Source organism: Lacinutrix salivirga (assembly GCF_053604675.1).
Genome location: NZ_JBSHNP010000086.1, coordinates 39,861 through 64,232, shown reverse-complemented (window position 1 = coordinate 64,232; position 24,372 = coordinate 39,861). Strand labels below are relative to the sequence as shown.

Here is a 24,372-nt window from a genome sequence, read left to right as displayed (position 1 = left end):
ATTAAGCATTAACCAACTCCCAAAGCTCCACCTCTTCCTCATTTCTCCAATTTTGATCGCGCTTTGTTTTATCTGAGGCTCCTTTTACTTTTCTGGTTAAACATGTGTCTAATTTAAAACGTCCACCTTCCGCAAGCTCTTTACTAATAGGATGTTCTTTTGTTATATGAGTTATTTCAGCTAAATTAGAAAATATTATAACCAACTTTCCATCTGGTAATAATCGCTTTTTAGCTTCAGCAAAAAACTCAGGAAACAGGTTTTCGTTATAATAAATAGCTTCGTCGTTTGTATCTAAATCATGAGTTGCTGGCAACCAAGGTGGATTAAAAACAATAAGTTCGGTTTGCTTTTCAAACTTCCCAAAAAGAGGTGCAAAATCGAGTTCTATTTTTCTAGAGAGTTTAGTATCTCCTAAGATTTCTGCCAAACCTACAATAGCATTTGGATTGGTATCTGTACCAAATACTTTTTGGAAACCATGTTTTACCAGTTGAAAGGCCAATACACCAGAGCCAATACCAACATCTATAGCATATTTTTTTGGTCCTTGGTAACGTTTCAACCAATTATCGAACAGTATTAAGTGGTCGAAACGTGTTGGAAAATACACACCATAATACGGATGGATTTTGTTTCGTAAAACAGGTGTGGTAATCCCATTTACATACCATTGCCAAGCACTATTTAATCCCTGAATTTGTGGAAATGGCAATAAGAAATCACTAGTTTCAGGATAGAGTTTTGCTAACCAACCAATAGCTGGCGCTTTATTTACTGTTAGTTTATGCGCTTTAACTTCTATATAAATTAAATTTGATAGCTTTTGGTAGGCAGCTCGAAAATCGCGTTGCTCTTTAAAAGTATCGCCAGGAAACATTGTTTTTAAATGTTTTTTAATTTCTTTAAGCAATTGCAAACCATTACTATAAAACTGGGTAATAAGTTTTGGCTTACCAGCTTCTAAACTTTTAATTACACGATTTACAGGTATAGAACGATTAAACTGTGGTAAGGGTTGTTGTGGTAAAAAAGGTTTTGGTTTGTGTATAGCAATATCTGCAAACATCGTTTATTATGTATTAAAACGGATTGCAGAGTAATGACGTTAGCAAGGCGTAGATTAAAAAAACTATAAATAGTTACTAACTAGTAATCAGGCATTAAGTTGTTACTAGCGTTTAGATTAATCAGCATAAAGACTTAAAAGTAAAAGTCTAAAAAATCGCGAAAACAGTGCGAAAGGATAATTAATATCAACAGATAAATAATACGACAAAGGTACTTTAATAAAACCTATTTTGGCAAAAAACAAATACTATAAATTTTTACCTAAATTAGCGTAGCTAAATACAGAGTCCACATGCTAAACACCATAAAAAACTGGTTTGATTTTGAAATCGTTACATTAAAAAAACTTAATGGTTACGATAATGTTAATTACCTATTAACAACAACTACAGATAAATATATTTTTAAAACTTATGCATTTTCGGAAGACATGTTGGCTTTTATTCAAGCCGAAAATAGCGTCTTACAAGCTTTAAATAATGATGCTTCTTTTCCAGAACCTATTGCTTTTCAATCTGGTGAGCATATAAAAATTACAGAACTAAATGGTACCAAAACCATTTGTAGGCTATTAACGTTTTTAGATGGCACATTTTTAGGCGATGCCAAACACACTCCAGAACTAATAGCATCTATTGGTACATTTACTGCTACAATGGACTTAAAGCTTTTACAACTAAACAGCTATGTACTAAAGGCAAGACAATGGGAATGGGATTTGCAATATATTAACTTAAATAAAAAATATATTAAGGATATTGATGATGTAAATACTAAACATCTAGTCTCCTATTTTTATCAGCAATACGATTTTTATGTGACTCCTGTGTTATCTGAATTGCGAAAATCTGTAATACACAACGATGTTAACGAGTGGAATGTTTTAGTAAGTGGCAACCAAATTTCGGGACTTATCGATTTTGGCGATTTAGCACATTCGCCTTTAATAAACGAAGTTGCCATAGCCATAACGTATGCGTGTTATGATAAACACGAACCTTTAGCTTGGGCGATTCCGTTTATAAAAGCGTATCATAACATTCTCCCTTTAGAGCAAAAAGAATTAGATATTTTATACTACCTTATTGCTGGTAGATTGTGTACGAGTTTATGTAACTCTGCACACGCTAAAAAAACCGATCCAGAAAATAGTTATGCTTCTGTTAGCGAAGAAAACGCTTTAAATATGCTTAAAACGTGGCTAACCATTAATCCTATTTATGCCAAAAATGAGTTTTATAAGGCTGCAAATTTTAGTGTTAAAATTCCCAAACCAATAAGCGAGTTAATTGCAAGACGTCACAACGTAACGAGTCCAATATTATCGTTAAGTTACGATAATCCTATTTATTTTAAAGGCTCTGCGTTTCAATACATGTACGATGCCTATGGCAATACGTTTTTAGATGCGTATAATAACATTCCGCATATTGGACATGCACACCCAGAAATTACTAAAACAGCATCGCAACAAATTGGCACTTTAAATACCAATACAAGATATCTATATGATGCTTTTACGGAATATGCCGAAGCATTGCTTTCTAAATTCCCAAAGGCATTAGACACTGTATTCTTTGTAAATTCTGGTAGTGCTGCAAGTGATTTAGCTATGCGATTAGTGCAAGCGCATACCAATGAGAAAACCATTATGGTTATGGAGCATGGTTATCATGGTAACACACAAATAGCAATAGATATAAGTCATTACAAGTACAACAATAAAAAAGGACAAGGACAAAAAAACCACATTGTTGAAACTACAATACCAGATACTTACAGAGGAAAATACACCAATAATGATGGTTCTGCAGGAAAAGCGTATGCCAAAGAAGCACTAAAACAAATTGAACAAAGCACCTTGCCAATTGCTGCTTTTATTTCCGAACCTATTGTGGGTTGTGGTGGTCAAGTACCTTTAGCAAAAGGCTATTTAAAAGACGTATATCCTGCAATTAGAGAACAAGGTGGCTTATGTATAAGCGACGAAGTACAAACTGGTTTCGGACGTTTAGGCGACCATTTTTGGGGATTTGAAGCGCAAGACGTTCTACCAGATATTGTAATACTTGGTAAACCGATAGCCAATGGACATCCAATGGGAGCTGTTGTTACTACAAAAGCCATTGCAGAGTCTTTTGGTAAAGGCGTAGAATTTTTTAGTTCGTTTGGTGGAAATCCTGTGTCTTGTAAAATAGCGCTAAGCGTTTTACAGGAAATTGAAAACAACCAGTTACAGCAAAATGCTAAAGTTGTTGGTGATTATTACCAATCGCTTTTTAATAAATTAAAAGGAAAATACACGTGTATTGGAGATGTTCGTGGCTCTGGATTATTTATTGGTGTTGAAATTGTAAAAGAAAATAGCATAGCACCAAATACTGAATTAGCGCATTATATTAAAAATAAATTACGAGATCGTTTTATTTTAATAAGCACAGATGGTCCTTATGATAGCGTTTTAAAAACAAAACCTCCTTTGTGTTTTACAAAAGCAAATGCGAAACAGGTTGTAGATATAATTGAAACTGTTTTAGAAACGTATTATAGAGAAGAAGAATAGTTTATTATAGGTTATTCATAATTTACAGACTAGTTGACACCACTAAAATCCCGTTATAGAGACAATTAAAATGAAGAAGTTTTTTAAATAAAATACACATTTCAACTACCAAACACCTTATACTTTGTAACCTTAAAACGGCAACACCATAAACTTCTAATTCGCCTTGTTTTTTGGCATCATAAATAAAACTGTGCTCATAACTAACACCATCAATTTCTATAACTAAACCTATTTCATTATAATAAAAGTCAACAATATAATTTAACATTGGAACTTACCTAAGAAACTGAACAACAAATGCACGTTGCTTTATGTTTTACCAAAGTAAAACTTCTGGGAGAGTTTATTTTTTTGTAATTGTTTGCTAGTAATTTTAATTTCGGGTGGTATGGGATTAATTTATTTCTCATTTATAAAATCTTAAAAAACACCTCAAATGCTCCCAAAAAGATATATACAACATCAAGAAATTTATAAATGAGAAAAACTAACGTCTTTTTTTCTTGCTTTTAAACTTAGCCTTATTCTTTCTTTGATTAAAAGGAATAGCATCATCAAACGTATGTTTAGCATCGCCTTTAGGTTTGTTTTTACGCCATTTTTCAGTTTTAGCAGGAAGTAAAACGTTTAGTAAATCTTGACGCCCTAATTTATTTAAAGTCTTTCTAATCCACGCTTTATTTTCATCTTTATACCAGAAGAAAAAACGATGTTGTTCATCTTTTTCCTTTCTTGTAATAGGTGTATTTACTTTTTTAAGTGTATAGGGATGGTAACCACTATAATATATGACTGTAGCAACCGTCATTGGTGTTGGTGTAAACCCTTGTACTTGCTCTAATTGAAAGCCCATATCTTTGGTTTCAGCAGCTAGGTTTGCCATATCTTCTACCTCACAAGCAGGATGATTAGAGATAAAATAAGGTATTAGTTGAAGCTTTAATTTTTTTGCAACATTAATTTTATCAAATCGCTCTTTAAATTTATGGAAGTATTTAAATGAAGGCTTACGCATCAACTTCAACACAGGATCACTAGTGTGTTCTGGTGCCACTTTTAATCGACCAGAAACGTGTTTGGTCATTACTTCTTCCGTATAATCATCTAGCTCTTTTGGATCTGCATTCTTGTTAAATTCTGGCACTAACATATCATGACGAATTCCGCTTCCAATAAACGATTTTTTCACTTTTGGATGCTTATCTACTGCTTGGTATAATTCTGTTAATGGCTTATGCGACGTATCTAAATTACTACATATTACTGGCGAAATACAACTAGGAGCAACACACTTATCGCAAATAGATTGTACTTTACCTTTCATTTTATACATATTGGCACTTGGTCCACCAATATCAGACAAATAACCTTTAAAATCTGGCATATTTGCAACAGTATCTACTTCACGCAAAACAGATTCTTGGCTTCGGGAAGCAATAAATTTTCCTTGATGCGCAGAAATAGTACAAAAACTACAACCACCAAAACACCCTCTGTGAATGTTAATAGAAAACTTAATCATTTCGTAAGCCGAAATTGGTCCACGCTTATTGTATTTTGGGTGAGGTAATCGTGTGTAAGGCAACTCGAAAGACGCATCAATTTCGTCTTCGGTCATGGTTGGATACGGCGGATTTATCATCAACGTCTTATCGCCTACTTTCTGAAAAATTCGTCGTGCAGCTAACTTATTGGATTCTTGCTCTATAACTTTAAAGTTAGAAGCAAATTTCTTTTTATCTTTTAAACAGACTTCATGCGATTGTATTTCTACATCTTCCCAATTACTGTTTTTTGGTATTTTAGCTCCTTTATTTAAAAGTACTGCAGTTTGTTTAATAGTGGTAATACTACTAAACGGAACGCCTTTTTGTAACAAACGTACAATTTCTCGAAGTGGTTGCTCTCCCATTCCGTAAACCAACAAATCGGCTTTTGAGGTTTCTAAAATAGTAGGCAATAATTTATCGCTCCAATAATCATAATGTGTTACACGACGCAGTGAGGCTTCAATTCCTCCAATTAAAACAGGAACATCTGGCCATTTTTCTTTTAAAATTTTAGAATAAACAGATGTTGCATAATCCGGACGAAAGCCAATATCTCCATTTGGTGTATAGGCATCTTTATCTCTGCGTTTTTTATTTGCATTATAGTTGCTAATCATTGGGTCCATACAACCACCAGTAACACCAAAAAATAATTTTGGAGCACCTAGCTTTACAAAATCTTGTAGATTATCATTTACATTAGGTTGCGGCACAATAGCAACACGCAAACCATAACTTTCTAAAATACGTCCTATAACAGCAGGACCAAACGAGGGATGATCTACATAAGCATCTCCACTAAATAGAATAACATCAAGCGCATCCCATCCACGTATTTTAACCTCTTTGTTTGTGGTAGGTAACCAACTAGAAAGTTTTAGTTCTTGCATAATGCTGCAAAAATAGTCAAAAAATCACTCTTATCTATTATTATAAAAGGGTTTACCGTTTCAATTTAAACATTTTTAACAAATTTGTTACGTCACTTCAAGTGATTTGTGAAGCATGATCACATTGTATAAAGACGTTTTTTTCATGTAGTTCTCGATACAATGCGCCTTAGTCGTATCACTCGAAGTGATGGGTTGGCATTTTTCTGAAGGAAATTAACAAAATCATCACCTTATAAACACTAGGTTTTATAAAATTCTGGTCTTAATTAACAACGAGATAAAACATATCAACAAAGATATCAAATAAAATACTGCATACTATTTGGTTATCAATAAGATTGTCGTAAATTTGCAAACTCTTTTTGAGAGAGGAATGTTTAATAAAAAATAATTAATAACGTGGACACATTAAGCTACAAAACGATTTCAGCGAACAAAGCAACTGTAGATAAGCAGTGGGTTTTAGTAGATGCTGAAGGTCAAACATTAGGGCGTATGTGCACTCAAGTCGCAAGACTTTTAAGAGGAAAGCACAAGCCTAGCTTCACACCACACGTTGATTGTGGAGATAACGTAATTGTTATCAATGCAGAAAAAATCAACTTAACAGGAAACAAGTGGAACGACAAATCTTACATTCGTCACACAGGTTATCCAGGTGGTCAAAGAAGTTTAACAGCTACTGAATTATTCGGAAAAGATCCGTCAAGATTAGTAGAAAAATCAGTAAAAGGAATGCTACCTAAAAACAAATTAGGTGCAGAGCTATTCCGTAATTTAACCGTTGTTGTTGGTACAGAGCACAAACACGAAGCTCAAAAACCAAAAACAATTAACCTAGCAGAATTTAAATAACATGGATGTAATTCACAAAATCGGTCGTAGAAAAACGGCTGTTGCACGTGTGTACCTTGCCAAAGGAAATGGTAAGATCACAGTAAATAAAAAAGACATAACAGATTACTTTTCTACTGCAACTTTACAGTACAAAGTAAATCAACCTTTAGTTATGACTAACAACGATGGCAACTTTGATATTACAGTAAATGTATATGGAGGAGGTATTACAGGTCAAGCAGAAGCAATCCGTTTAGGTTTATCTCGCGCTATGTGTGAGTTAGATCCGGAAAACAGATTAATCTTAAAACCAGAAGGTTTATTAACTAGAGACCCAAGAATGGTAGAGCGTAAGAAATTCGGTCAGAAGAAAGCGCGTAAGAAATTCCAATTCTCGAAACGTTAATTTTATCTTCAACTCGATTAAGGAACTGTTTCTCAGTACTCTTAATCGTGTTGAAAACAAAAACAAAAATTTAAACAGTTATTGTTGTCCTAGTCCAATAGACAGGATTTAGTTTAGCATCTAAATGAAGCCAAGAGCCAAAAGCCAAAAAGCTATAAGCCAAATGGAACATTGCTAATTCAACAGAACGTAAACTATTACAAAATGGCAGTAGAAGTAAAAGAATTACTTGAAGCAGGTGTACACTTTGGTCACCTAACACGTAAGTGGGATCCAAACATGGCACCTTACGTATATATGGAACGTAACGGAATCCATATTATTAACCTTTACAAAACAGCAGCTAAAATTGACGAAGCTGGAGCAGCACTTGCAAAAATTGCAGCCTCTGGTCGTAAAATTTTATTTGTTGCTACAAAAAAGCAAGCAAAAGATATTGTTTCCGAAAAAGCAGGTGCAGTAAACATGCCTTACATTACAGAAAGATGGCCTGGAGGAATGTTAACCAACTTTGTTACTATTAGAAAAGCAATCAAAAAGATGGCTACTATTGATAGAATGAAAAAAGATGGTACATTTATGACCTTATCTAAAAAAGAACGTTTACAAGTAGATCGTTTAAGAGCTAAGTTAGAAAAAAACTTAGGTTCTATAGCAGACATGACGCGTCTTCCTGGTGCTTTATTTGTAGTAGATATTAAGCGTGAACATATCGCGATTAAAGAAGCTCAAAAATTAAACATTCCAATATTTGCAATGGTAGATACAAATTCAGATCCTCGTGAAGTGGATTATGTAATACCTGCAAATGATGATGCTTCAAAATCAATCGATAAAATTTTAACTCACGTAACACAATCTATTACAGATGGGTTAAATTCTCGTAAAGCTGAAAAAGCAGATAAAGAAGCAGCAAAAGCTGCAAAAGCTGATAAGAAAGCAGAAGCTCCAGCTAAAAAAGCTGCAGCTAAAAACGAAGAAGAAGAATAAATAAAAATATCAAACATAAATAAGTCGTTTGATTATTTTCTTAATTAGAAACTTAATTAAACGACTTTTTTAAATTTAAAATTATATGCAAGCTATGGTAAAAGTAACAGCCGCAGAAGTAAATAAATTAAGACAAGCTACAGGAGCTGGTATGATGGATTGTAAAAACGCTTTAGTAGAAGCTGGAGGAGATTTTGACAAAGCCATTGAAGTATTACGTAAAAAAGGACAAAAAGTTGCCGCTAAAAGAGCAGATCGTGATTCTAGCGAAGGAGCAGCAGTGTCTAAAATTAATGATGACAACACTGTAGGTGTAGCAATCGTTTTAGGTTGTGAAACTGATTTTGTTGGTAAAAACGAATCGTTTTTAGCATTAGCTAATCAATTTGCAGACATAGCAATTAACTTTGACACTAAAGAAGAGTTTTTAGCTGCTGACTTTGGAGGCATAACAGTTGCCGAAAAATTAGTTGAGCAAACTGGTGTTGTAGGCGAAAAATTAGAAATTAATGCATTTGAAAAATTAGAAGCTCCTTTTGTTGGTAGTTATGTACACATTAACAAAATTGGTGCTTTAGTTGGTCTATCTGAAAACACAGATAACTCAGAGCAAGTAGCTAAAGATGTTGCTATGCAAGTTGCTTCAATGGGAGCAACAACTTTATCTTATAAAGATTTTGATCCTGCTTATATAGCTTCAGAAACAGAAGCACGAATTGCAGTTATAGAAAAAGATAATATTGAGTTAGGTCGTTTAGGTAAAACACTTAAAAATGTACCTCAATACATTTCAATGGCACAATTAACACCAGAAGTTTTAGCTCAAGCTGAAGAAGATGCAAAAGCAGAATTAAAAGCTGAAGGTAAACCAGAACAAATTTGGGATAAAATTTTACCAGGTAAGATGGATCGTTTTATTTCTGATAATACCACTTTAGATCAAGAACAATGTTTATTAGATCAAAAGTTTATTAAAGATGAAAAAATGACTGTTGCAGAATATGTAGCCTCTAAAAATCTTTCAGTTACAGCATTTAAGCGTGTATCTTTAGGATAACAACTATTTTTTGCCATTCTGAGTATCACACTGAGCGCAGTCGAAGTGCGCAAGCGAAGAATCTCAATAAAAAAGCTTAAATTATATAAAACCACTACTTAACTTGTAGTGGTTTTTTTATGTTTAAAAATTATCCAAATTCTAATTTTAATGCCTTTCATTAAAATAAATATTTTATGTAGCTTTGCTAAACCTTGATTCTATAATTATAGAACTCTTATAAAAGGAAAAAACAATTATGAAATACAAACGCATACTCCTAAAATTATCTGGCGAAGCTTTAATGGGAAATCGTCAATATGGTATAGATCCAGAACGCTTATCAGAATACGCACAAGACATTAAAGCAGTAACCGATAAAGGAGTTGAAGTAGCTATAGTAATTGGAGGCGGAAATATTTTTAGAGGTGTTGCTGGTGCAATGAATGGTATGGATCGTGTACAAGGTGACCACATGGGAATGCTAGCTACTGTTATTAATGGACTAGCATTACAAAATGCTTTGGAAGATGCTGGTGTAAAAACACGTTTACAAACAGCCATTAAAATTAATGAAGTAGCAGAACCTTTTATTAGAAGAAAAGCAATGAGTCACTTACGCAAAGGACGTGTTGTTATTTTTGGAGGTGGAACAGGTAATCCTTATTTTACTACAGATTCTGCTGCAGTGCTTAGAGCTATAGAAATTGAAGCAGATGTGATTTTAAAAGGAACACGAGTAGATGGAATTTACAATACAGACCCAGAAAAAGATAGTACAGCAATAAAGTTTGATCACATTACTTTTGACGATGTGTTGCGTAAAGGACTAAAAGTAATGGATACTACTGCCTTTACATTAAGCCAAGAAAATGACTTGCCAATAATTGTGTTTGATATGAATACAAGAGGAAATTTAATGAAAGTAGTCACAGGAGAAAACATTGGAACTCAAGTAAGCCTATAAACAGCGTAAAGCTTTAGTATTTTAATTTGAAAACTTTTTGGCTTAATTTTTGAATTTAGCTTAGTAACAATAAAAAAATTTCAAAATGAACGAAGACATACAATTTATAAAAGACACTGCTAAAGAAGCTATGGAAAAAGCTTTAAATCATTTAGAAAAACAATTTCTAAATATTAGAGCAGGAAAAGCAAGTCCTGTAATGCTAGGAAGCGTTATGGTAGATTATTATGGTTCTAAAACACCATTAAGCCAAGTAGCAAACGTAAATACACCAGATGGTAGAACATTAACAGTACAACCATGGGAAAAAGGAATGCTGCAAGAAATAGAAAAAGCAATAATGGTCGCAAATCTTGGGTTTAACCCAATGAATAATGGCGAAACTATAATTATAAACATTCCGCCTTTAACAGAAGAGCGTCGATTAACACTAGCCAAACAAGCTAAAGCTGAAGCAGAAGATGCTAAAATTGGTGTTAGAAATGCTAGAAAAGAAGCCAATAACGATATAAAAAACTTGGATGATGCCTCTGAAGATATGCAAAATAATGCAGAGCAAGATATCCAAAAACTTACAGATAGCTATGTCACAAAAATAGACGACACTCTTGCTATTAAAGACAAAGAAATAATGACAGTCTAATAAAAATAAGCGACAGTAAAAAGTCGCTTTTTTTATACCTAAAACCTTTAATTAACGTTCTTTTGGTATGAAAGTAATTAAAACCCTCACAATTATTGCCTTTTTACAAATTAGCTTATGTAATGCACAAGACTACAAGTTTGTACCTAATAATCAACATTTATTAACCCAAGAGCAGTTAAAAACAATAAACTTGGTAATTACTCCAGACATACTTTTATTTTCCGAACGCGGAAAATTATTGCCAATGTCTAAACTAGAGTTAATGACAAATCCCGATTACAGACCCTTATTTTATGCAGATGCAAATGGTACTATTAAAACTGTAGTGTTTCAGAAAAAAAGCAATCATCCTATTTTAATTGAAAAGAATCCTGAAGCCGAGTTTACTGTAGGAGAAAAAGCTTTAGACTTTATAGTTAAAGATATTAATGGTAAAAATATTAAATTATCTGAATTAAGGGGAAAAGTAGTAGTCCTTAATTTTTGGTTTACAAAATGCCCACCTTGTATTGTAGAAATTCCAGAACTTAATGCACTTAAAGCAGAGTTTGAAGGACAAGATGTTGTTTTTTTAGCAATTACCTTCAACAAAAAAGAAAACGTAAAACAATTTTTAAAAACTAAAGAGTTTAATTATACAATGGGAGTTAATGCTAACGACGCTATAAGTACTTATGGTGTACAAAGCTATCCTACAAATATGGTTATAAACCAAAATGGTGAAATCGTATTAAAAGAAATAGGCTATAGAACAAATATAAAAAACGTATTAAGAGAGTCTATTAAATCTTTACTACAGTAACCTATGCGCAAACAAGCTTTATTTTTTCTTATTTTACTTATCTCTTTTAGGCTTGGCTTTGCACAAACACCAGAGGATAATTCTGTAACTAAAAATGATTCACTTCAAAAAAAACAACTCGTAAAACAAATTGGTAACGGGTTCTTTCCAACAAAATTCTGGAATTTTGATCTTCGTTATCTCATAAAATTTAATCAATACGAAGGGTTAAGAACAGGTTTAGGAGGTATTACTAATAACGATTTTTCAGAGAAATACCGAATAAATAGCTACGTTGTTTATGGTTTTAAAGATCATAATTTTAAATATAGAATTGGAGGCGGTTTTCGGGTTGCTCCTACAACAGAGACATGGGTTAACATATCTTACACAGACGATTTACAAGAAACAGGAAGCACTGTTTTTTTAACCGATAAGCGTTTCTTTCAGTTTTTTGAGCCTCGTTTATTAAATATCGATTTGTTTCATAAACATATTACAACAGCGGTAAATATTGAGCATACTTTAACACCAAAATTACTATCAGAAGTGGAGTTTGCTGTTAGTAATGTTAATACAACATACGCCTATTCTTTTAAATTAAACAACAAACTTTACAATGATTTTGAATATTCGAGTGCTAAAATCGCTTTACAATGGAGCCCGTTTAACACTTATGAGTTAGATAAAAACAAAACACTAAATACAACAAAAGAGGGATACCCTAAATTTACGCTACAATATACTAAGCATTTTAAAGGCGTATTAAATAGTGACTTTAATTTTTCTAAATTAGACTTTAGAGCTGTACAAAAATTCACTTACAACAAAGAGTCATTCTCTTTAATTACCTTAACTACAGGTTTATCTCGTGGAGACGTTCCGTTAACGCATTTATACCATTCTTATCCTAATAATATTACAAAAGAAACTATTTTGCAGCGTTTTTCTGTAGCTGGTATTAATAGCTTCGAAACTATGTATTTTAACGAATTCTTTTCAGATAAATTTGCTACATTTCAATTTAAACACTATTTAAAACCTTTTAATATTTCAACCCGATTTAAACCACAATTAGTTTTAATTACTAGAGCAGCTTTAGGAGATATGAATAATACCGAAAGACATCAAGGCATAAGTTTTTCGACTCTTAACAAAGGCTATACAGAATCTGGCTTCGAATTAAATAAGTTGCTTTTTGGTTTTGGGCTAAGTGCTGCTTATAGATATGGAGCATATCACTTACCAAGAACGGAAGATAATATTGCTTTAAAATTCACTTTTAATATTACCTTATAATTTTGTTTTTTTACTATTTGTAATCTATTGGTTTTCCATACCTTTGCGGCTACTTTAGAGTGTTATGGCTAAACTTAAAAAATCACAATTTTGGGATGTTGTTGCAAGACTAATTCTGCGCAATAAAATTGGCATTCTATTAAGTGTAATTACAATCACAATTTTATTTAGCACGCAATGGAAACACATGCGTTTTACTTACACTGAGGCTAATCTTTTACCAGACGACCATGAGGTAAACCTAGAGTATAATAGGTTTTTAGATATTTTTGGAGAAGAAGGAAACTTAATAATTCTTGGTGTAAAAGACGACTCTCTGTTTACTACCCAAAAACTAAATGCTTGGAACCAGTTATCGGATAGCTTTAGAGATTTTGATGCAGTAACTTCAGTTGTGTCTATAAAAGATTTACAAAAACTCACAAAAAACACCAAAGAAGAGCGTTTTGATTTAGAACCTTTTATAAAGGATTCTGTGTCTAACCAAAAAGAAATTGAAATCCTTAAAAACGACTTGTTTAAAAAATATCCATTTTACGATAATTTTTTGTTTAATAAAGAAACACAAACAGTTAGAACAGCTATTTATCTCAAAAAAAGCATTGTAAACACTCCTGCAAGAAAAGATTTTGTTACTGTCTTAACTCAAAAAATTGAAGCTTTTGAAAAGGCAAATAATCTCGATGTTAGAGTATCTGGTATGCCATATATTAGAACCTTAAATGCGCAAAATATTGTAGATGAAATAGGCCTCTTTGTTGCTGCTGCATTGTTAGTGACGTCTTTTATTTTCTTTTTGTTTTTTAGATCCTTTAGAGCTACGTTTATTTCGCTAATTGTGGTTTCTGTTGGTGTTATGTGGACTTTAGGAATACTGGGTTTACTTAAATATGAAATTACGGTCTTAACTGCATTAATTCCGCCTTTAATAATTGTTATTGGAATTCCTAACTGTATTTTTTTAATAAATAAATACCAGCACGAAGTAAAATCTCATGGTAATAAAGTAAAATCGTTACAACGTGTAATTACTAAAATTGGTAATGCAACATTAATGACTAATGTCACTACAGCCTCTGGTTTTGCAACGTTTATTCTAACAGAAAGTAAGCTATTAAAAGAATTCGGTATAGTCGCATCACTTAGTATATTAGCCATTTTTATTCTTTGTATTCTTGTAATACCAATTATTTATACCTTTTTACCTTATCCAAAAGAACGCCATTTAGAGCACCTAAATAAACGTTGGATTGGTGGATTTGTAAATTGGATGGAGCGTATGGTTAGAGAGCAAAGAATTGCCATTTACATAACATCGCTTGTCCTTTTAGTGACTTGTATTATTGGAATTTATCAAATAAAAATTTCTGGAAGTTTAATTGAAGACATGCCAAAAAAGGCAGAATTCTTCAAGGATATTCGGTTTTTTGAAAGTGAGTTTAATGGTATTATGCCATTGGAAATAATGATAGATACTAAACGCAAAAAAGGCGTTATGAAGTTGAGTACTTTAAAACGAATGGATGCTTTAGAAGAACTCATTTTAGAAACTCCAGAGCTGTCCAAACCTATTTCTGTAGTTGGTCTAGTAAAATACTCTAAACAAGCTTACTACAACGGAAATCCAAAATATTACCAACTGCCTTCGAGCCAAGAAAACAGCTTTATTTTATCGTATGCAAAAAACTCCTCTTCTGAAGCAAACTTGCTACAAAATTTTGTAGATAGTACAGGACAATATGCACGTATTACGACCTTTATGAAAGATATTGGAACCGATAAAATGAAACGTATCGAAGAAAATCTTTTAAATAAAATAAACAAAGAATTTCCTAAAGAAAAGTATGAGGTAACTATGACTGGTAAAGCCTTAGTTTTTCAAAAAGGAACAACGTATTTAGTCAAAAACTTAGCCATTTCGCTATCCTTAGCCATTTTACTAATTTCATTGTTTATGGCATATATGTTTCGTTCTTTCAGAATGATTATTGTGTCGTTAATTCCAAACTTGTTACCATTAGTAGTCACTGCAGGTTTAATGGGATTTATTGGTGTACCTATAAAACCTTCAACTATACTAGTATTTAGTATTGCTTTTGGGATTTCTGTGGACGATACTATTCATTTTTTAGCAAAATATAGGCAAGAGCTTCAAGCTAACCACTGGAAAATTAAAAAATCGGTTTATGGTGCCTTGCGCGAAACAGGAGTAAGTATGTTTTATACTTCTATTGTATTGTTCTTTGGGTTTTCAGTTTTTATAATTTCAAACTTTGGTGGTACAGTTGCTTTAGGAGCTTTAGTCTCTGTAACCTTACTATTTGCAATGCTTTCAAATTTATTGCTATTACCTTCATTATTACTTTCTTTAGAACGAAGTATTGCTAATAAAGAAGTGCTTAGAGAGCCAAAAATTAATATTATACCAGAAGAAAGTGATGACGAAACAACAGAAGATTCACTATAATAAATAACACAAAAAATTATATTTGTATTCAAAATAAATTTATAATGACAACAGTATATACAGTTTCTCAATTACTAAAACAAGACAGTGGTATATCCAACGTAGAAATTAAAGGTTGGGTAAGAACCTTTAGAGCCAATCGCTTTATAGCATTAAACGATGGATCTACACTAAATAATATTCAATGTGTTGTCGATTTTGAAAACACAGACGAGGCTATTTTAAAACGTATTACAACAGGTGCTGCAGTATCTATAAAAGGAGAATTAGTAGAAAGCCAAGGAAAAGGTCAAAAAGTAGAAATTTTGGTCTCGTCTTTAGAGATTTTAGGAGATTCCGATCCAGAAACGTATCCAATTCAACCTAAAAAACACTCGTTTGAGTTTTTAAGAGAAAACGCTCATTTACGCACTAGAACAAATACCTTTAGTGCAGTTATGCGTTTACGTTCTGCATTATCTTTTGCAGTGCATAAGTACTTTAATGATAATGGTTTTTATTATATGCACACACCAATTATTACAGGTAGTGATGCAGAAGGTGCAGGCGAAATGTTTAGAGTAAGCACATTAGACCAAAAAAATCCGCCATTAACAGAAGATGGCGAAATAGACCACTCCAAAAACTTTTTTGGCAAAGACACTAACCTTACAGTTTCTGGCCAATTAGAAGCCGAAACCTACGCAATGAGTTTAGGTAAAGTGTACACATTTGGACCAACATTTAGAGCAGAAAATTCCAACACCTCGCGTCATTTGTCGGAGTTTTGGATGATAGAACCAGAAGTTGCCTTTATGGATTTAGCTGGTAATATGGATTTAGCTGAAGACTTTATGAAATCTGTAATCTCTTACGTTTTAGAGCATAATGCAGAAGATTTAGAGTTTTTAGACAAGCGTTTATTAGATGAAGAAAAAACAAAACCACAAACCGAACGTAGTGAATTATCTTTAATTGAAAAATTAAAATTTGTAACCGATAACAATTTTAAACGTGTAAGTTATACTGAAGCTATAGACATTCTTAAAAATTCTAAGCCAAACAAAAAGAAAAAATTTAATTATATAATTGAAGAATGGGGAGCCGATTTACAGTCTGAACATGAGCGTTTTTTAGTCGAAAAACATTTTAAATGTCCAGTAATTTTATTTGATTATCCAGCAAATATAAAGGCCTTTTATATGCGTTTAAACGAAGACGGAAAAACAGTTCGTGCCATGGATATTTTATTTCCAGGTATTGGAGAAATAGTTGGTGGATCGCAGCGTGAAGAACGTTTAGAGGTCTTAAAACAAAAAATGGCTGTGTTAGATATTCCAGAAGAAGAGTTATGGTGGTATTTAGACTTGCGTAAATATGGGACAGCTGTACACTCAGGGTTTGGACTAGGTTTTGAGCGTTTAGTGATGTTTACAACAGGAATGACTAACATTAGAGACGTAATACCTTATCCAAGAACACCTCAAAACTCTGAGTTTTAATACTAATTTACAAGTGTAATAATATTTTCATAAAACAATCTAGTTTAGTCATAATCTAGATTGTTTTTTTTATTTTTATCTTAAATCAAATTTCAATAATGCTTAAGCAATATTTACAGTTTAAATTATCACAAAAATTATCTCCTCAACAAATACAGTTGATGAAGTTAATACAACTTCCTACGCAAGCTTTTGAACAACGTTTAAAGCAAGAATTGGAAGAAAATCCTGCATTAGAAAGCGGAAAAGAAGAATTAGAAAAAGATCTTGATGATGATTTTGATAACACGCAAGATGAGTACAATGATAATGAAACTATAGAAGCCGAAGATATTAATGTAGATGATTATTTGAGCGATGATGAAATACCAGATTACAGAACTCAAGCCAATAACTATAGTGCAGACGACGACGATAAAAGTGTGCCTTATGCAGCAGGAACTTCTTTCACACAACATTTAGTAAACCAACTTAATACGTATAGATTAAATGATGATGAGCGCGAAATTGCTCAGTTTTTAGTAGGTAGTGTTGACGATAGTGGTTATATACGTAGGTCTTTATCTGATATTATGGACGATTTAGCTTTTACGCAAAACATATATACCACAGAAGATAAAATAGAAAGTGTTCTAAAAATAGTACACCAATTAGATCCTGCAGGTGTTGGAGCACGAAGCCTACAAGAATGCCTAAGTATTCAGTTACATAGAAAAGAGCAAGCTCCAGATGTAGAATTGGCAACTAAAATTATAGATAAAGCTTTCGATCAGTTTACAAAAAAACACTATAAAAAGTTAATGTCTAAATTCGACATTACTGAAGAGCAACTTAAAGATGCCATACACGAAATAGAGCGCTTAAATCCTAAACCAGGAGGTTCTTATGCAGGTAATAATCGTATTGTAGAACATGTAGTGCCTGATTTTGCTATTAAAATTGTTAATGGAGAATTAGAGCTCACACTTAATGGAAGAAACGCACCAGAATTGCATGTTTCTAGAGAGTATAATAACATGCTAAAAGGCTATAAAGACACCAAGCAAAAATCTAAAGCGCAAAAAGATGCTGTGATGTTTATTAAGCAAAAACTAGATGCTGCTAAATGGTTTATTGATGCGATTAGACAACGCCAACAAACCCTTTTTGTAACCATGAGCTCTATTATGCATTACCAAAAAGAATATTTTTTAACAGGAGACGAACGCAAGTTAAAACCTATGATTTTAAAAGATATTGCAGACGAAATTGAAATGGACGTCTCCACAGTGTCTCGTGTTGCAAATAGTAAATATGTAGATACACCTTATGGCACAAAGCTTATAAAAGAATTTTTCTCGGAGTCTATGACTAATGATAAAGGTGAAGAAGTCTCTACGCGCGAAATTAAAAAAATACTAGAAACTGTTATTGAGGAAGAAAGCAAGAAAAAACCGTTAACAGATGAAGCTTTAGCAAAAATACTAAAAGAAAAAGGCTATCCCATTGCAAGACGTACAGTTGCAAAATATAGAGAACAATTGGATATTCCTGTAGCTAGATTGCGTAAGAAAATATAAATGAACACCATTCTAAAAAGCATATCATTTATATTTCATCCTATTTTAATTCCGCTATTAGCCGTTTTATTTTATTTTTCTAAATCACCTCGGTTTATTCCTGTACCTGTTATAAAAGCAAAACTAATTTCTTTAGTTATACTTACTATACTTTTACCTATACTTATCTTTTATTTACTTAAAACTTTAGGAGTCGCTAAGACAATTTATTTAAAAAGTACTAAAGAGCGTATTATTCCGCTTGTATTAAATGTAGTTATTTTATTGTTAATACTATTTAGAGTATTTCCTATAATGGAAATTCCTGAGTTATATTATTTCTTTTTAGGTGCACTTTGCTCTACAATAGCTTGTATTGTTCTTGCTTTTTTAAAATTTAAAGCGAGTTTACACATGGTCTCAATAACTGGGTTGTTTATGTTTTATTTTGCGTTAAGTCTCCATTTTAGTATAAATATCAACGGAACTTTAGCGATGGTCGTGCTTATTGTTGGCGCAGTTGCTACGTCGCGTTTACATTTAAAAGCGCATACTTATAGAGAGTTAATAGTTGGAAGTTTTATTGGTGTATTTCCTCAGCTTTTACTATTTAAATATTGGTTATAATATATAAAACAATAAACCTACTTTAATAGCGCTAGTCTCTAAAGTAACACCATCAATCTTAGCGTTATCAGAAAAAATAGGATTTAAGGCATAATACACATGAAAATTCCATGTGTTATAACCAGCACTTAAGGTTAAGCCATATTGAAAGGTGTTAAAATCTTCAATATCGTTGTATTTAAGCTTGCCTAAATCACCATCAAACTTAGTTGTGTGTGCAAATAAATAACCCATTTTAAAACCAGTATAAATCCGCCAAAATTGATAATCTTTTGCTGTAGAAGTTCGCCATCTATACTCCAAAGGCATTTCTAGTAAATGCATAGAAAATTTATTTTTTGTATAGCCTATATCCTCTTTATTTAAAATCGAATACTCTACAACACCATTCTCTTTATTTATTAGCATGTTTTGATTAAAGGAGTTAGCAGAATATCCTAAACCAATACCTATGGCTTTGTTACGTTGTTTATTTACAGGCATATCTTTTATAAAACCCAAATGAAAACCACTAGAAAATCCACTTTGAGACATTCCATTAATTTTATTAATTAAAAGATTATAAGTAATACCTACATAAAACTGATCTTCTTTATAGTTAGGATCGATACTTTGTAAGCTATCGTTTTGCGCATGTAAACTAGCAAAAGTTAATAGAAATAATATGATACGTGTTATTGATTTCATTTGTAAATAATCTAGTGTAAACTAAGTATATTTTAAATAGTACACAAGTTTAAATAAAATGTAATTATTTAAAATGTAAAAAGGCGTTTTGAATAAACAAAACGCCTTTTTATTTGTAATTTAAATATCTTATTTACCTATACTCTCACCTTTTTTGGTAGTATAATTAATTTTAAGTGCGTTAGCTTCTCTTAGTTCTTGCTTTACGTCAGAAATAATTCCCATATTAGCATCTTTATCAACTTTAAGAGCAACAATTAATTTGTTTTTTAATTCCTCTCTTAAAGGAGCTCTTTCAGCAGCAATAAACGCTTGAATATCTTTAACATCAGCAAACTTATCGTTTAACTGAATTCTTGCTTCTGTACCAAAAGTAGCTTGATAGTTTGAACTTGGCTCACCAATATAAATATAGCTGATTGGAAATTTTTTATCCAACTTTTCTATTTGGCTTGCCTTTGGCAATACATTTTTAATTTTAAGATTATCTTCTTTAATTACAGTTGCAACCATAAAAAAGAATAAAAGCATAAATACAATATCTGGCAGTGAAGCCGTTGAAATTGCAGGCAAATCTCCTGATTTTTTCTTATTAAATTTAGACATAATATTATTTATGTTTTGTGTTTTATCTTATTTTTTTGGTTCAGCTTCCGAGAATTTTTGAGGAATTAGAAGTTGAATTTTTTCTATTTTCTCTTTTAATTTCTCAGCATCTGCTTCATCTGTTCTTGGATCTGCTTCCATAGCAACTGCTTCAACAAAATTAATACCTAAATTAGGATATTCTCTAACAAACTCTCTATTTCTAAGCACGTTATATGCTGCTAAAATTTCATTTTGAACCGCAATATAAGTTTCATAATTTGTTGCTCTGTCATTTTGTAATGAGATAATTGCCTTATCAAAGTTGTCTGATGATTTTGGATTACGTTTTCCTTGGCATCTTTCACACTTTGTTTCTGGTGTTGTACCACCTCCATTATCTAAAAAATCTACTGCTTCCTTACGTAAATCTTTTAATTCAATAAGTTTTTCTTCTCCACCAGTCTTTAAATACAGTTGATTATTTCTATTTGCTGTAAGTTGGAAAATATTTTTCTCCTTAATAATTGGTGGCACCTCATTTGGATCAGGTATTGGAGGTAATTTTCTATTTAAACCAGAGTCTGTTGCAATGTCTGTTGTTACTAAAAAGAATATTAATAGTAAGAAGGCAATATCAGCCATAGAGCCTGCATTCACTTCTGGTGCTGCGCGTTTTGCCATAGTTTTCTATTTTATTAATTTTTTAACTCCAGAGGCTACCATTAAACCAACTGCAATAACAGATAAAAAGTAAAACAAATACAATCCTGCTCCTACCATTTTATCTCCAGCTGCAGATAATACTTCTCCGTCTCTCATTGGTTTTTCAATTCCTTTGGCAAACACGAAATAAGCGATTGCAAAAAGTAATAGAAAAGCACCTACATTAATTAACGTCTTTTTTAAAGTTGCAGGACTACTGAACAAGTTTTTAAGAATAAATACAACTACAAAGAATAATATAATACCAAGTATTGCATAAGCTAACCAAGCGATAGGATTAAAATATCCATCTACCATTCCTTGTTCTCCAGCTGCGTACGCATCCTGTAAAGACGTATCACCAACCATAAGTACTCTTACTAGAAAAACTACTCCTAATAAAGCTAATATAGCTACAACTATTTTTAAAATTTTATACATAATTATTTTATTTTAAAATTAGTTAATATTATTTTTTGTACTTAGAAAGCATATCCATTAATGATATAGAAGAGTCTTCCATGTCATTAACTATGCTGTCAATTTTCGCTACGATATAATTGTAAAAGATTTGAAGAATAATTGCTACAATAAGACCAAATACAGTTGTTAAAAGTGCTACTTTAATACCACCTGCAACTAATGCTGCATCCATTCCACCTGCTGCTTCAATTTTATCAAAGGCTTGGATCATACCAATTACTGTACCCATGAAACCAAGCATTGGCGCTAATGCAATAAATAAAGAAATCCAAGATACGTTTTTCTCTAGTTGTCCCATTTGTACTCCACCATAAGCAACTACTGCCTTTTCTGCAGCTTCTAAGTCACCATCTGCTCTATCTAATCCTTGATAGAATATTGAAGCTACAGGTCCTTTTGTATTTCTACAAACTTCTTTTGCTGCTTCGATTCCTCCAGATTGTAAAGCATCTTCAACATCTTGAGTTAATTTTTTACTGTTTGTTGTAGATAAGTTTAAAAAGATAATTCTCTCAATAGCAATCGCTAATCCAAGAATTAAACATAATAATACAATACCCATAAATCCAGGTCCTCCCTCAATAAAACGTTTCTTTAATTCTTGATGAAAACCAAGATCTTCATCTGCATTTGCATCTGCATTAGTATCATCTTGTGTTGTAGAGACTACTGTTGTTGCAATTGTTGCAGCATTTGTAGTCGCGTTAGCTGTTCCGAATGCCATGAAACATGCAATGGCTAGGATAGAAAATAATCTTTTCATTGTTCTTGTTCTTAATTTTATTAGTTAAAGTGTTTAAAGATATAAAAAAAATGCAATTAAAAAATTAAATGTGGTCTTTTAGAAAGTCTATAAAGCATAAACTTATAGTTTAAAAATACCACAATTTAGTTTAATAACTAGAATGTAAATATATTTAAAAAAAAACCAAATTATAAAAGAGAATGCAAATAACTTTTATTTTTTTTGAGGATTTAGCGGTTTATTCTCCATAAAGCATAACAATATCTCTATATAAAGTGTTAATTTAAAAGGACTTAAAAGCAAACTGCTTTTACTTAATTAGTGTACAATTAGCCTCAATAAAGGTAATTTACGGAGTGATTTTATACTGTTTTTACTCTAAACACTGTGTTTTATAATCATTATAGCTTTAAGAAATTAGAAGATTTACCTTACTTAAATCTTATATTATAATATCTAAAATTTTCTTTAACTTAATAGAAAGGACTGACTGCATCCATCCTTAAACAAGTAATTTTTACAAACAAAGTAACCTGAACCTCTAAATACAGGTTTGTTTTGTCTTTTATAAAATATAGCTTCAAGATTTTAACGGGATTGACTGCGTCCATCCCTAAATTGTAATCTTGGACAAGCATAGAAACCTAAACCTCTAAAATAGAGGTTTGTTTTGTCTTTTATAAAATATAGCTTCAAGCTTTTAACGGGATTGACTGCGTCCATCCCTAAATTGTAATCTTGGACAAGCATAGAAACCTAAACCTCTAAAATAGAGGTTTGTTTTGTCTTTTATAAAATATAGCTTCAAGCTTAGGCTTGGCTATATTTTATAAAAGAAAAAACCTGCAATTTACATTGCAGGTTTCCTTTTGCAGAGAGGAAGGGATTCGAACCCTCGATACGTTGCCGTATACACGCTTTCCAAGCGTGCGCCTTAAGCCACTCGGCCACCTCTCTAATTTTTGGCAAAAATAAACATTTTATGTCATTTCTCCTCTTAAAGAGGTTTCATAAATAGTTTTAAATGTTTCTGGTATATCGTCAACACCTAATAAGTACATCATTTTACATATTGCTGCTTCTGTTGTAATGTCTTTTCCGCTAATTAAACCTATTCGTTTTAATTTTTCGCTGGTTTCATATTGTCCCATTATTACGCTTCCTCCAGAGCATTGTGTTACATTTACTATATGAATTCCTTTTTGGATGGTTTCTTTTAAAAGTGAAATAAACCACTCTTCTGTAGAACAGTTTCCTGCACCATAGGTTTCTAAAATTATTCCTTTTAAGCCTTCCGTAGAAAAAATACAACGTAATAAATGTTCTGAAATACCTGGAAACAGTTTAACCAATGCAATATTTGTTTCTAGTTTTTTGTGTACAATTAAGTCTTTTCTTGGATTAGGTTTAAATAATTGCTCGTTATTTACTTTTAAATGCACTCCTGATTCTGCTAAATCTGGATAATTTAAACTGGCGAAAGCTTCAAAATGTTCGGCATTTATTTTAGTAGTCCTATTTGCTCTATAAAGTTTATATTCAAAATACAAACCTACTTCCTTTATAACTGGCTTGTTATAATATTGTAATGAGGCTATTTGTATAGAGGTAATTAAGTTTTCTTTTGCATCTGTACGTAAATCTCCAATTGGTAATTGAGAACCTGTAAAAATTACTGGTTTTGCTAAATGCTCTAGCATAAAACTTATAGCTGAAGCTGTATAACTCATAGTATCACTGCCATGTAAAACCACAAAACCATCAAAACTATCGTAATTATGTTCTATAACCTCAGCGATTTGAATCCAATATTTAGGCTCCATATTACTGGAATCTATTGGTTCTTTAAACGAATTGGTTTCGATATTACAGTCTAGCAATTTTAACTCTGGTATTTTTACTAGTAGATTATTAAAATCGAAAGCGCGTAAAGCTCCTGTTTCTGGATCTTTAATCATACCAATGGTTCCACCAGTATATATAAGAAGGATATTAGGTATGTGTTTTGTCAT

The 24,372-nt window shown here is 32.1% G+C and carries 22 protein-coding genes and 1 tRNA gene; 13 read left to right on the top strand and 10 right to left on the bottom strand.

Annotated elements, in window-relative coordinates; translation table 11 throughout:
* Position 1: 1 nt before the first annotated feature.
* On the bottom strand, positions 2 to 1,069 hold the full coding sequence (locus ACVC5O_RS04250; protein WP_452220226.1) for a methyltransferase: 1,068 nt from the start codon (positions 1,067 to 1,069) through the stop codon (positions 2 to 4).
* Positions 1,070 to 1,363: 294 nt separating this feature from the next.
* On the opposite strand from ACVC5O_RS04250, the gene ACVC5O_RS04245 reads away from it, so the two are divergent.
* Entirely contained in the window at positions 1,364 to 3,634 is a 2,271-nt protein-coding gene (locus ACVC5O_RS04245; protein ID WP_452220225.1) for an aminotransferase class III-fold pyridoxal phosphate-dependent enzyme, read from the top strand.
* Positions 3,635 to 3,656: 22 nt separating this feature from the next.
* Here ACVC5O_RS04245 and ACVC5O_RS04240 read toward each other — a convergent pair whose 3' ends face one another.
* Both ACVC5O_RS04240 and ACVC5O_RS04235 read right to left on the bottom strand, forming a co-directional pair.
* Positions 3,657 to 3,905, bottom strand: coding sequence for a DUF559 domain-containing protein (locus ACVC5O_RS04240; RefSeq protein WP_452220224.1), 249 nt, complete (start codon positions 3,903 to 3,905; stop codon positions 3,657 to 3,659).
* 219 nt (positions 3,906 to 4,124) lie between these two features.
* Positions 4,125 to 6,077 carry a YgiQ family radical SAM protein gene (locus tag ACVC5O_RS04235; RefSeq protein ID WP_452220223.1) on the bottom strand — a complete coding sequence of 651 codons (1,953 nt, stop codon included), beginning with the start codon at positions 6,075 to 6,077 and terminating at the stop codon, positions 4,125 to 4,127.
* Positions 6,078 to 6,479: 402 nt separating this feature from the next.
* Here ACVC5O_RS04235 and rplM point away from each other — a divergent pair, with 402 nt between their 5' ends.
* The 12 genes from rplM (at position 6,480) to ACVC5O_RS04175 (ending at position 19,155) form a co-directional block, all read left to right on the top strand.
* On the top strand, positions 6,480 to 6,935 hold the full coding sequence (gene rplM, locus ACVC5O_RS04230; RefSeq protein ID WP_452220222.1) for a 50S ribosomal protein L13: 456 nt from the start codon (positions 6,480 to 6,482) through the stop codon (positions 6,933 to 6,935).
* 1 nt (position 6,936) lies between these two features.
* The gene (gene rpsI, locus ACVC5O_RS04225) at positions 6,937 to 7,323 is read left to right on the top strand and encodes a 30S ribosomal protein S9 (RefSeq protein WP_452220221.1); all 387 of its coding nucleotides are present in this window, start codon (positions 6,937 to 6,939) and stop codon (positions 7,321 to 7,323) included.
* Between the two features lie 204 nt (positions 7,324 to 7,527).
* Positions 7,528 to 8,313 (top strand): 30S ribosomal protein S2, encoded by a 786-nt coding sequence (gene rpsB, locus ACVC5O_RS04220; protein ID WP_452220220.1) that lies wholly within the window; start codon positions 7,528 to 7,530, stop codon positions 8,311 to 8,313.
* Positions 8,314 to 8,407: 94 nt separating this feature from the next.
* The gene (gene tsf, locus ACVC5O_RS04215; protein ID WP_452220219.1) at positions 8,408 to 9,370 is read left to right on the top strand and encodes a translation elongation factor Ts; all 963 of its coding nucleotides are present in this window, start codon (positions 8,408 to 8,410) and stop codon (positions 9,368 to 9,370) included.
* Positions 9,371 to 9,608: 238 nt separating this feature from the next.
* Positions 9,609 to 10,316 carry a UMP kinase gene (gene pyrH / locus ACVC5O_RS04210; RefSeq protein ID WP_452220218.1) on the top strand — a complete coding sequence of 236 codons (708 nt, stop codon included), beginning with the start codon at positions 9,609 to 9,611 and terminating at the stop codon, positions 10,314 to 10,316.
* A gap of 85 nt (positions 10,317 to 10,401) precedes the next feature.
* Complete coding sequence (gene frr / locus ACVC5O_RS04205; RefSeq protein WP_452220217.1) at positions 10,402 to 10,959, top strand: ribosome recycling factor; 558 nt, start codon at positions 10,402 to 10,404, stop codon at positions 10,957 to 10,959.
* Between the two features lie 67 nt (positions 10,960 to 11,026).
* Positions 11,027 to 11,764, top strand: coding sequence for a peroxiredoxin family protein (locus tag ACVC5O_RS04200; RefSeq protein WP_452220216.1), 738 nt, complete (start codon positions 11,027 to 11,029; stop codon positions 11,762 to 11,764).
* Positions 11,765 to 11,767: 3 nt separating this feature from the next.
* A complete protein-coding gene (locus ACVC5O_RS04195) occupies positions 11,768 to 13,042 on the top strand; it encodes a hypothetical protein (RefSeq protein WP_452220215.1) in 1,275 nt (424 codons plus the stop codon).
* Positions 13,043 to 13,106: 64 nt separating this feature from the next.
* A complete protein-coding gene (locus ACVC5O_RS04190) occupies positions 13,107 to 15,509 on the top strand; it encodes an efflux RND transporter permease subunit (protein WP_452220214.1) in 2,403 nt (800 codons plus the stop codon).
* A 44-nt stretch (positions 15,510 to 15,553) separates the two neighbouring features.
* Positions 15,554 to 16,990, top strand: coding sequence for an asparagine--tRNA ligase (asnS, locus tag ACVC5O_RS04185; RefSeq protein ID WP_452220213.1), 1,437 nt, complete (start codon positions 15,554 to 15,556; stop codon positions 16,988 to 16,990).
* A gap of 98 nt (positions 16,991 to 17,088) precedes the next feature.
* Positions 17,089 to 18,549, top strand: coding sequence for an RNA polymerase factor sigma-54 (gene rpoN, locus ACVC5O_RS04180; RefSeq protein WP_452220212.1), 1,461 nt, complete (start codon positions 17,089 to 17,091; stop codon positions 18,547 to 18,549).
* Complete coding sequence (locus ACVC5O_RS04175; protein WP_452220211.1) at positions 18,550 to 19,155, top strand: hypothetical protein; 606 nt, start codon at positions 18,550 to 18,552, stop codon at positions 19,153 to 19,155.
* On the opposite strand, the gene ACVC5O_RS04170 is transcribed toward ACVC5O_RS04175, so the two are convergent.
* The 7 genes from ACVC5O_RS04170 to ACVC5O_RS04140 form a co-directional block, all read right to left on the bottom strand.
* Positions 19,150 to 19,842 (bottom strand): porin family protein, encoded by a 693-nt coding sequence (locus ACVC5O_RS04170; RefSeq protein ID WP_452220210.1) that lies wholly within the window; start codon positions 19,840 to 19,842, stop codon positions 19,150 to 19,152. The two genes, ACVC5O_RS04175 and ACVC5O_RS04170, sit on opposite strands and share 6 nt — an antisense overlap.
* 129 nt (positions 19,843 to 19,971) lie before the next feature.
* Entirely contained in the window at positions 19,972 to 20,448 is a 477-nt protein-coding gene (locus ACVC5O_RS04165; protein WP_452220209.1) for an ExbD/TolR family protein, read from the bottom strand.
* Positions 20,449 to 20,475: 27 nt separating this feature from the next.
* Positions 20,476 to 21,111, bottom strand: coding sequence for an ExbD/TolR family protein (locus ACVC5O_RS04160; RefSeq protein ID WP_452220208.1), 636 nt, complete (start codon positions 21,109 to 21,111; stop codon positions 20,476 to 20,478).
* 6 nt (positions 21,112 to 21,117) lie between these two features.
* Positions 21,118 to 21,573 carry a hypothetical protein gene (locus tag ACVC5O_RS04155; RefSeq protein ID WP_452220207.1) on the bottom strand — a complete coding sequence of 152 codons (456 nt, stop codon included), beginning with the start codon at positions 21,571 to 21,573 and terminating at the stop codon, positions 21,118 to 21,120.
* A gap of 28 nt (positions 21,574 to 21,601) precedes the next feature.
* A complete protein-coding gene (locus ACVC5O_RS04150) occupies positions 21,602 to 22,378 on the bottom strand; it encodes a MotA/TolQ/ExbB proton channel family protein (protein ID WP_452220206.1) in 777 nt (258 codons plus the stop codon).
* 854 nt (positions 22,379 to 23,232) lie between these two features.
* Positions 23,233 to 23,317 (bottom strand) — tRNA-Ser (locus ACVC5O_RS04145).
* 23 nt (positions 23,318 to 23,340) lie between these two features.
* A complete protein-coding gene (locus tag ACVC5O_RS04140) occupies positions 23,341 to 24,372 on the bottom strand; it encodes an asparaginase (RefSeq protein ID WP_452220205.1) in 1,032 nt (343 codons plus the stop codon).

Excerpts from the sequence above, each read along its gene's own strand:
- ACVC5O_RS04250 (WP_452220226.1), bottom strand. The coding sequence starts at position 1,069 with ATGTTTGCAGATATTGCTATACACAAACCAAAACCTTTTTTACCACAA.
- ACVC5O_RS04245 (WP_452220225.1), top strand. The coding sequence starts at position 1,364 with ATGCTAAACACCATAAAAAACTGGTTTGATTTTGAAATCGTTACATTA.
- ACVC5O_RS04240 (WP_452220224.1), bottom strand. The coding sequence starts at position 3,905 with ATGTTAAATTATATTGTTGACTTTTATTATAATGAAATAGGTTTAGTT.
- ACVC5O_RS04235 (WP_452220223.1), bottom strand. The coding sequence starts at position 6,077 with ATGCAAGAACTAAAACTTTCTAGTTGGTTACCTACCACAAACAAAGAG.
- rpsI (WP_452220221.1), top strand. The coding sequence starts at position 6,937 with ATGGATGTAATTCACAAAATCGGTCGTAGAAAAACGGCTGTTGCACGT.
- rpsB (WP_452220220.1), top strand. The coding sequence starts at position 7,528 with ATGGCAGTAGAAGTAAAAGAATTACTTGAAGCAGGTGTACACTTTGGT.
- tsf (WP_452220219.1), top strand. The coding sequence starts at position 8,408 with ATGGTAAAAGTAACAGCCGCAGAAGTAAATAAATTAAGACAAGCTACA.
- pyrH (WP_452220218.1), top strand. The coding sequence starts at position 9,609 with ATGAAATACAAACGCATACTCCTAAAATTATCTGGCGAAGCTTTAATG.
- frr (WP_452220217.1), top strand. The coding sequence starts at position 10,402 with ATGAACGAAGACATACAATTTATAAAAGACACTGCTAAAGAAGCTATG.
- ACVC5O_RS04200 (WP_452220216.1), top strand. The coding sequence starts at position 11,027 with ATGAAAGTAATTAAAACCCTCACAATTATTGCCTTTTTACAAATTAGC.
- ACVC5O_RS04195 (WP_452220215.1), top strand. The coding sequence starts at position 11,768 with ATGCGCAAACAAGCTTTATTTTTTCTTATTTTACTTATCTCTTTTAGG.
- ACVC5O_RS04190 (WP_452220214.1), top strand. The coding sequence starts at position 13,107 with ATGGCTAAACTTAAAAAATCACAATTTTGGGATGTTGTTGCAAGACTA.
- asnS (WP_452220213.1), top strand. The coding sequence starts at position 15,554 with ATGACAACAGTATATACAGTTTCTCAATTACTAAAACAAGACAGTGGT.
- rpoN (WP_452220212.1), top strand. The coding sequence starts at position 17,089 with ATGCTTAAGCAATATTTACAGTTTAAATTATCACAAAAATTATCTCCT.
- ACVC5O_RS04175 (WP_452220211.1), top strand. The coding sequence starts at position 18,550 with ATGAACACCATTCTAAAAAGCATATCATTTATATTTCATCCTATTTTA.
- ACVC5O_RS04170 (WP_452220210.1), bottom strand. The coding sequence starts at position 19,842 with ATGAAATCAATAACACGTATCATATTATTTCTATTAACTTTTGCTAGT.
- ACVC5O_RS04165 (WP_452220209.1), bottom strand. The coding sequence starts at position 20,448 with ATGTCTAAATTTAATAAGAAAAAATCAGGAGATTTGCCTGCAATTTCA.
- ACVC5O_RS04160 (WP_452220208.1), bottom strand. The coding sequence starts at position 21,111 with ATGGCAAAACGCGCAGCACCAGAAGTGAATGCAGGCTCTATGGCTGAT.
- ACVC5O_RS04155 (WP_452220207.1), bottom strand. The coding sequence starts at position 21,573 with ATGTATAAAATTTTAAAAATAGTTGTAGCTATATTAGCTTTATTAGGA.
- ACVC5O_RS04150 (WP_452220206.1), bottom strand. The coding sequence starts at position 22,378 with ATGAAAAGATTATTTTCTATCCTAGCCATTGCATGTTTCATGGCATTC.
- ACVC5O_RS04140 (WP_452220205.1), bottom strand. The coding sequence starts at position 24,372 with ATGACAAAACACATACCTAATATCCTTCTTATATATACTGGTGGAACC.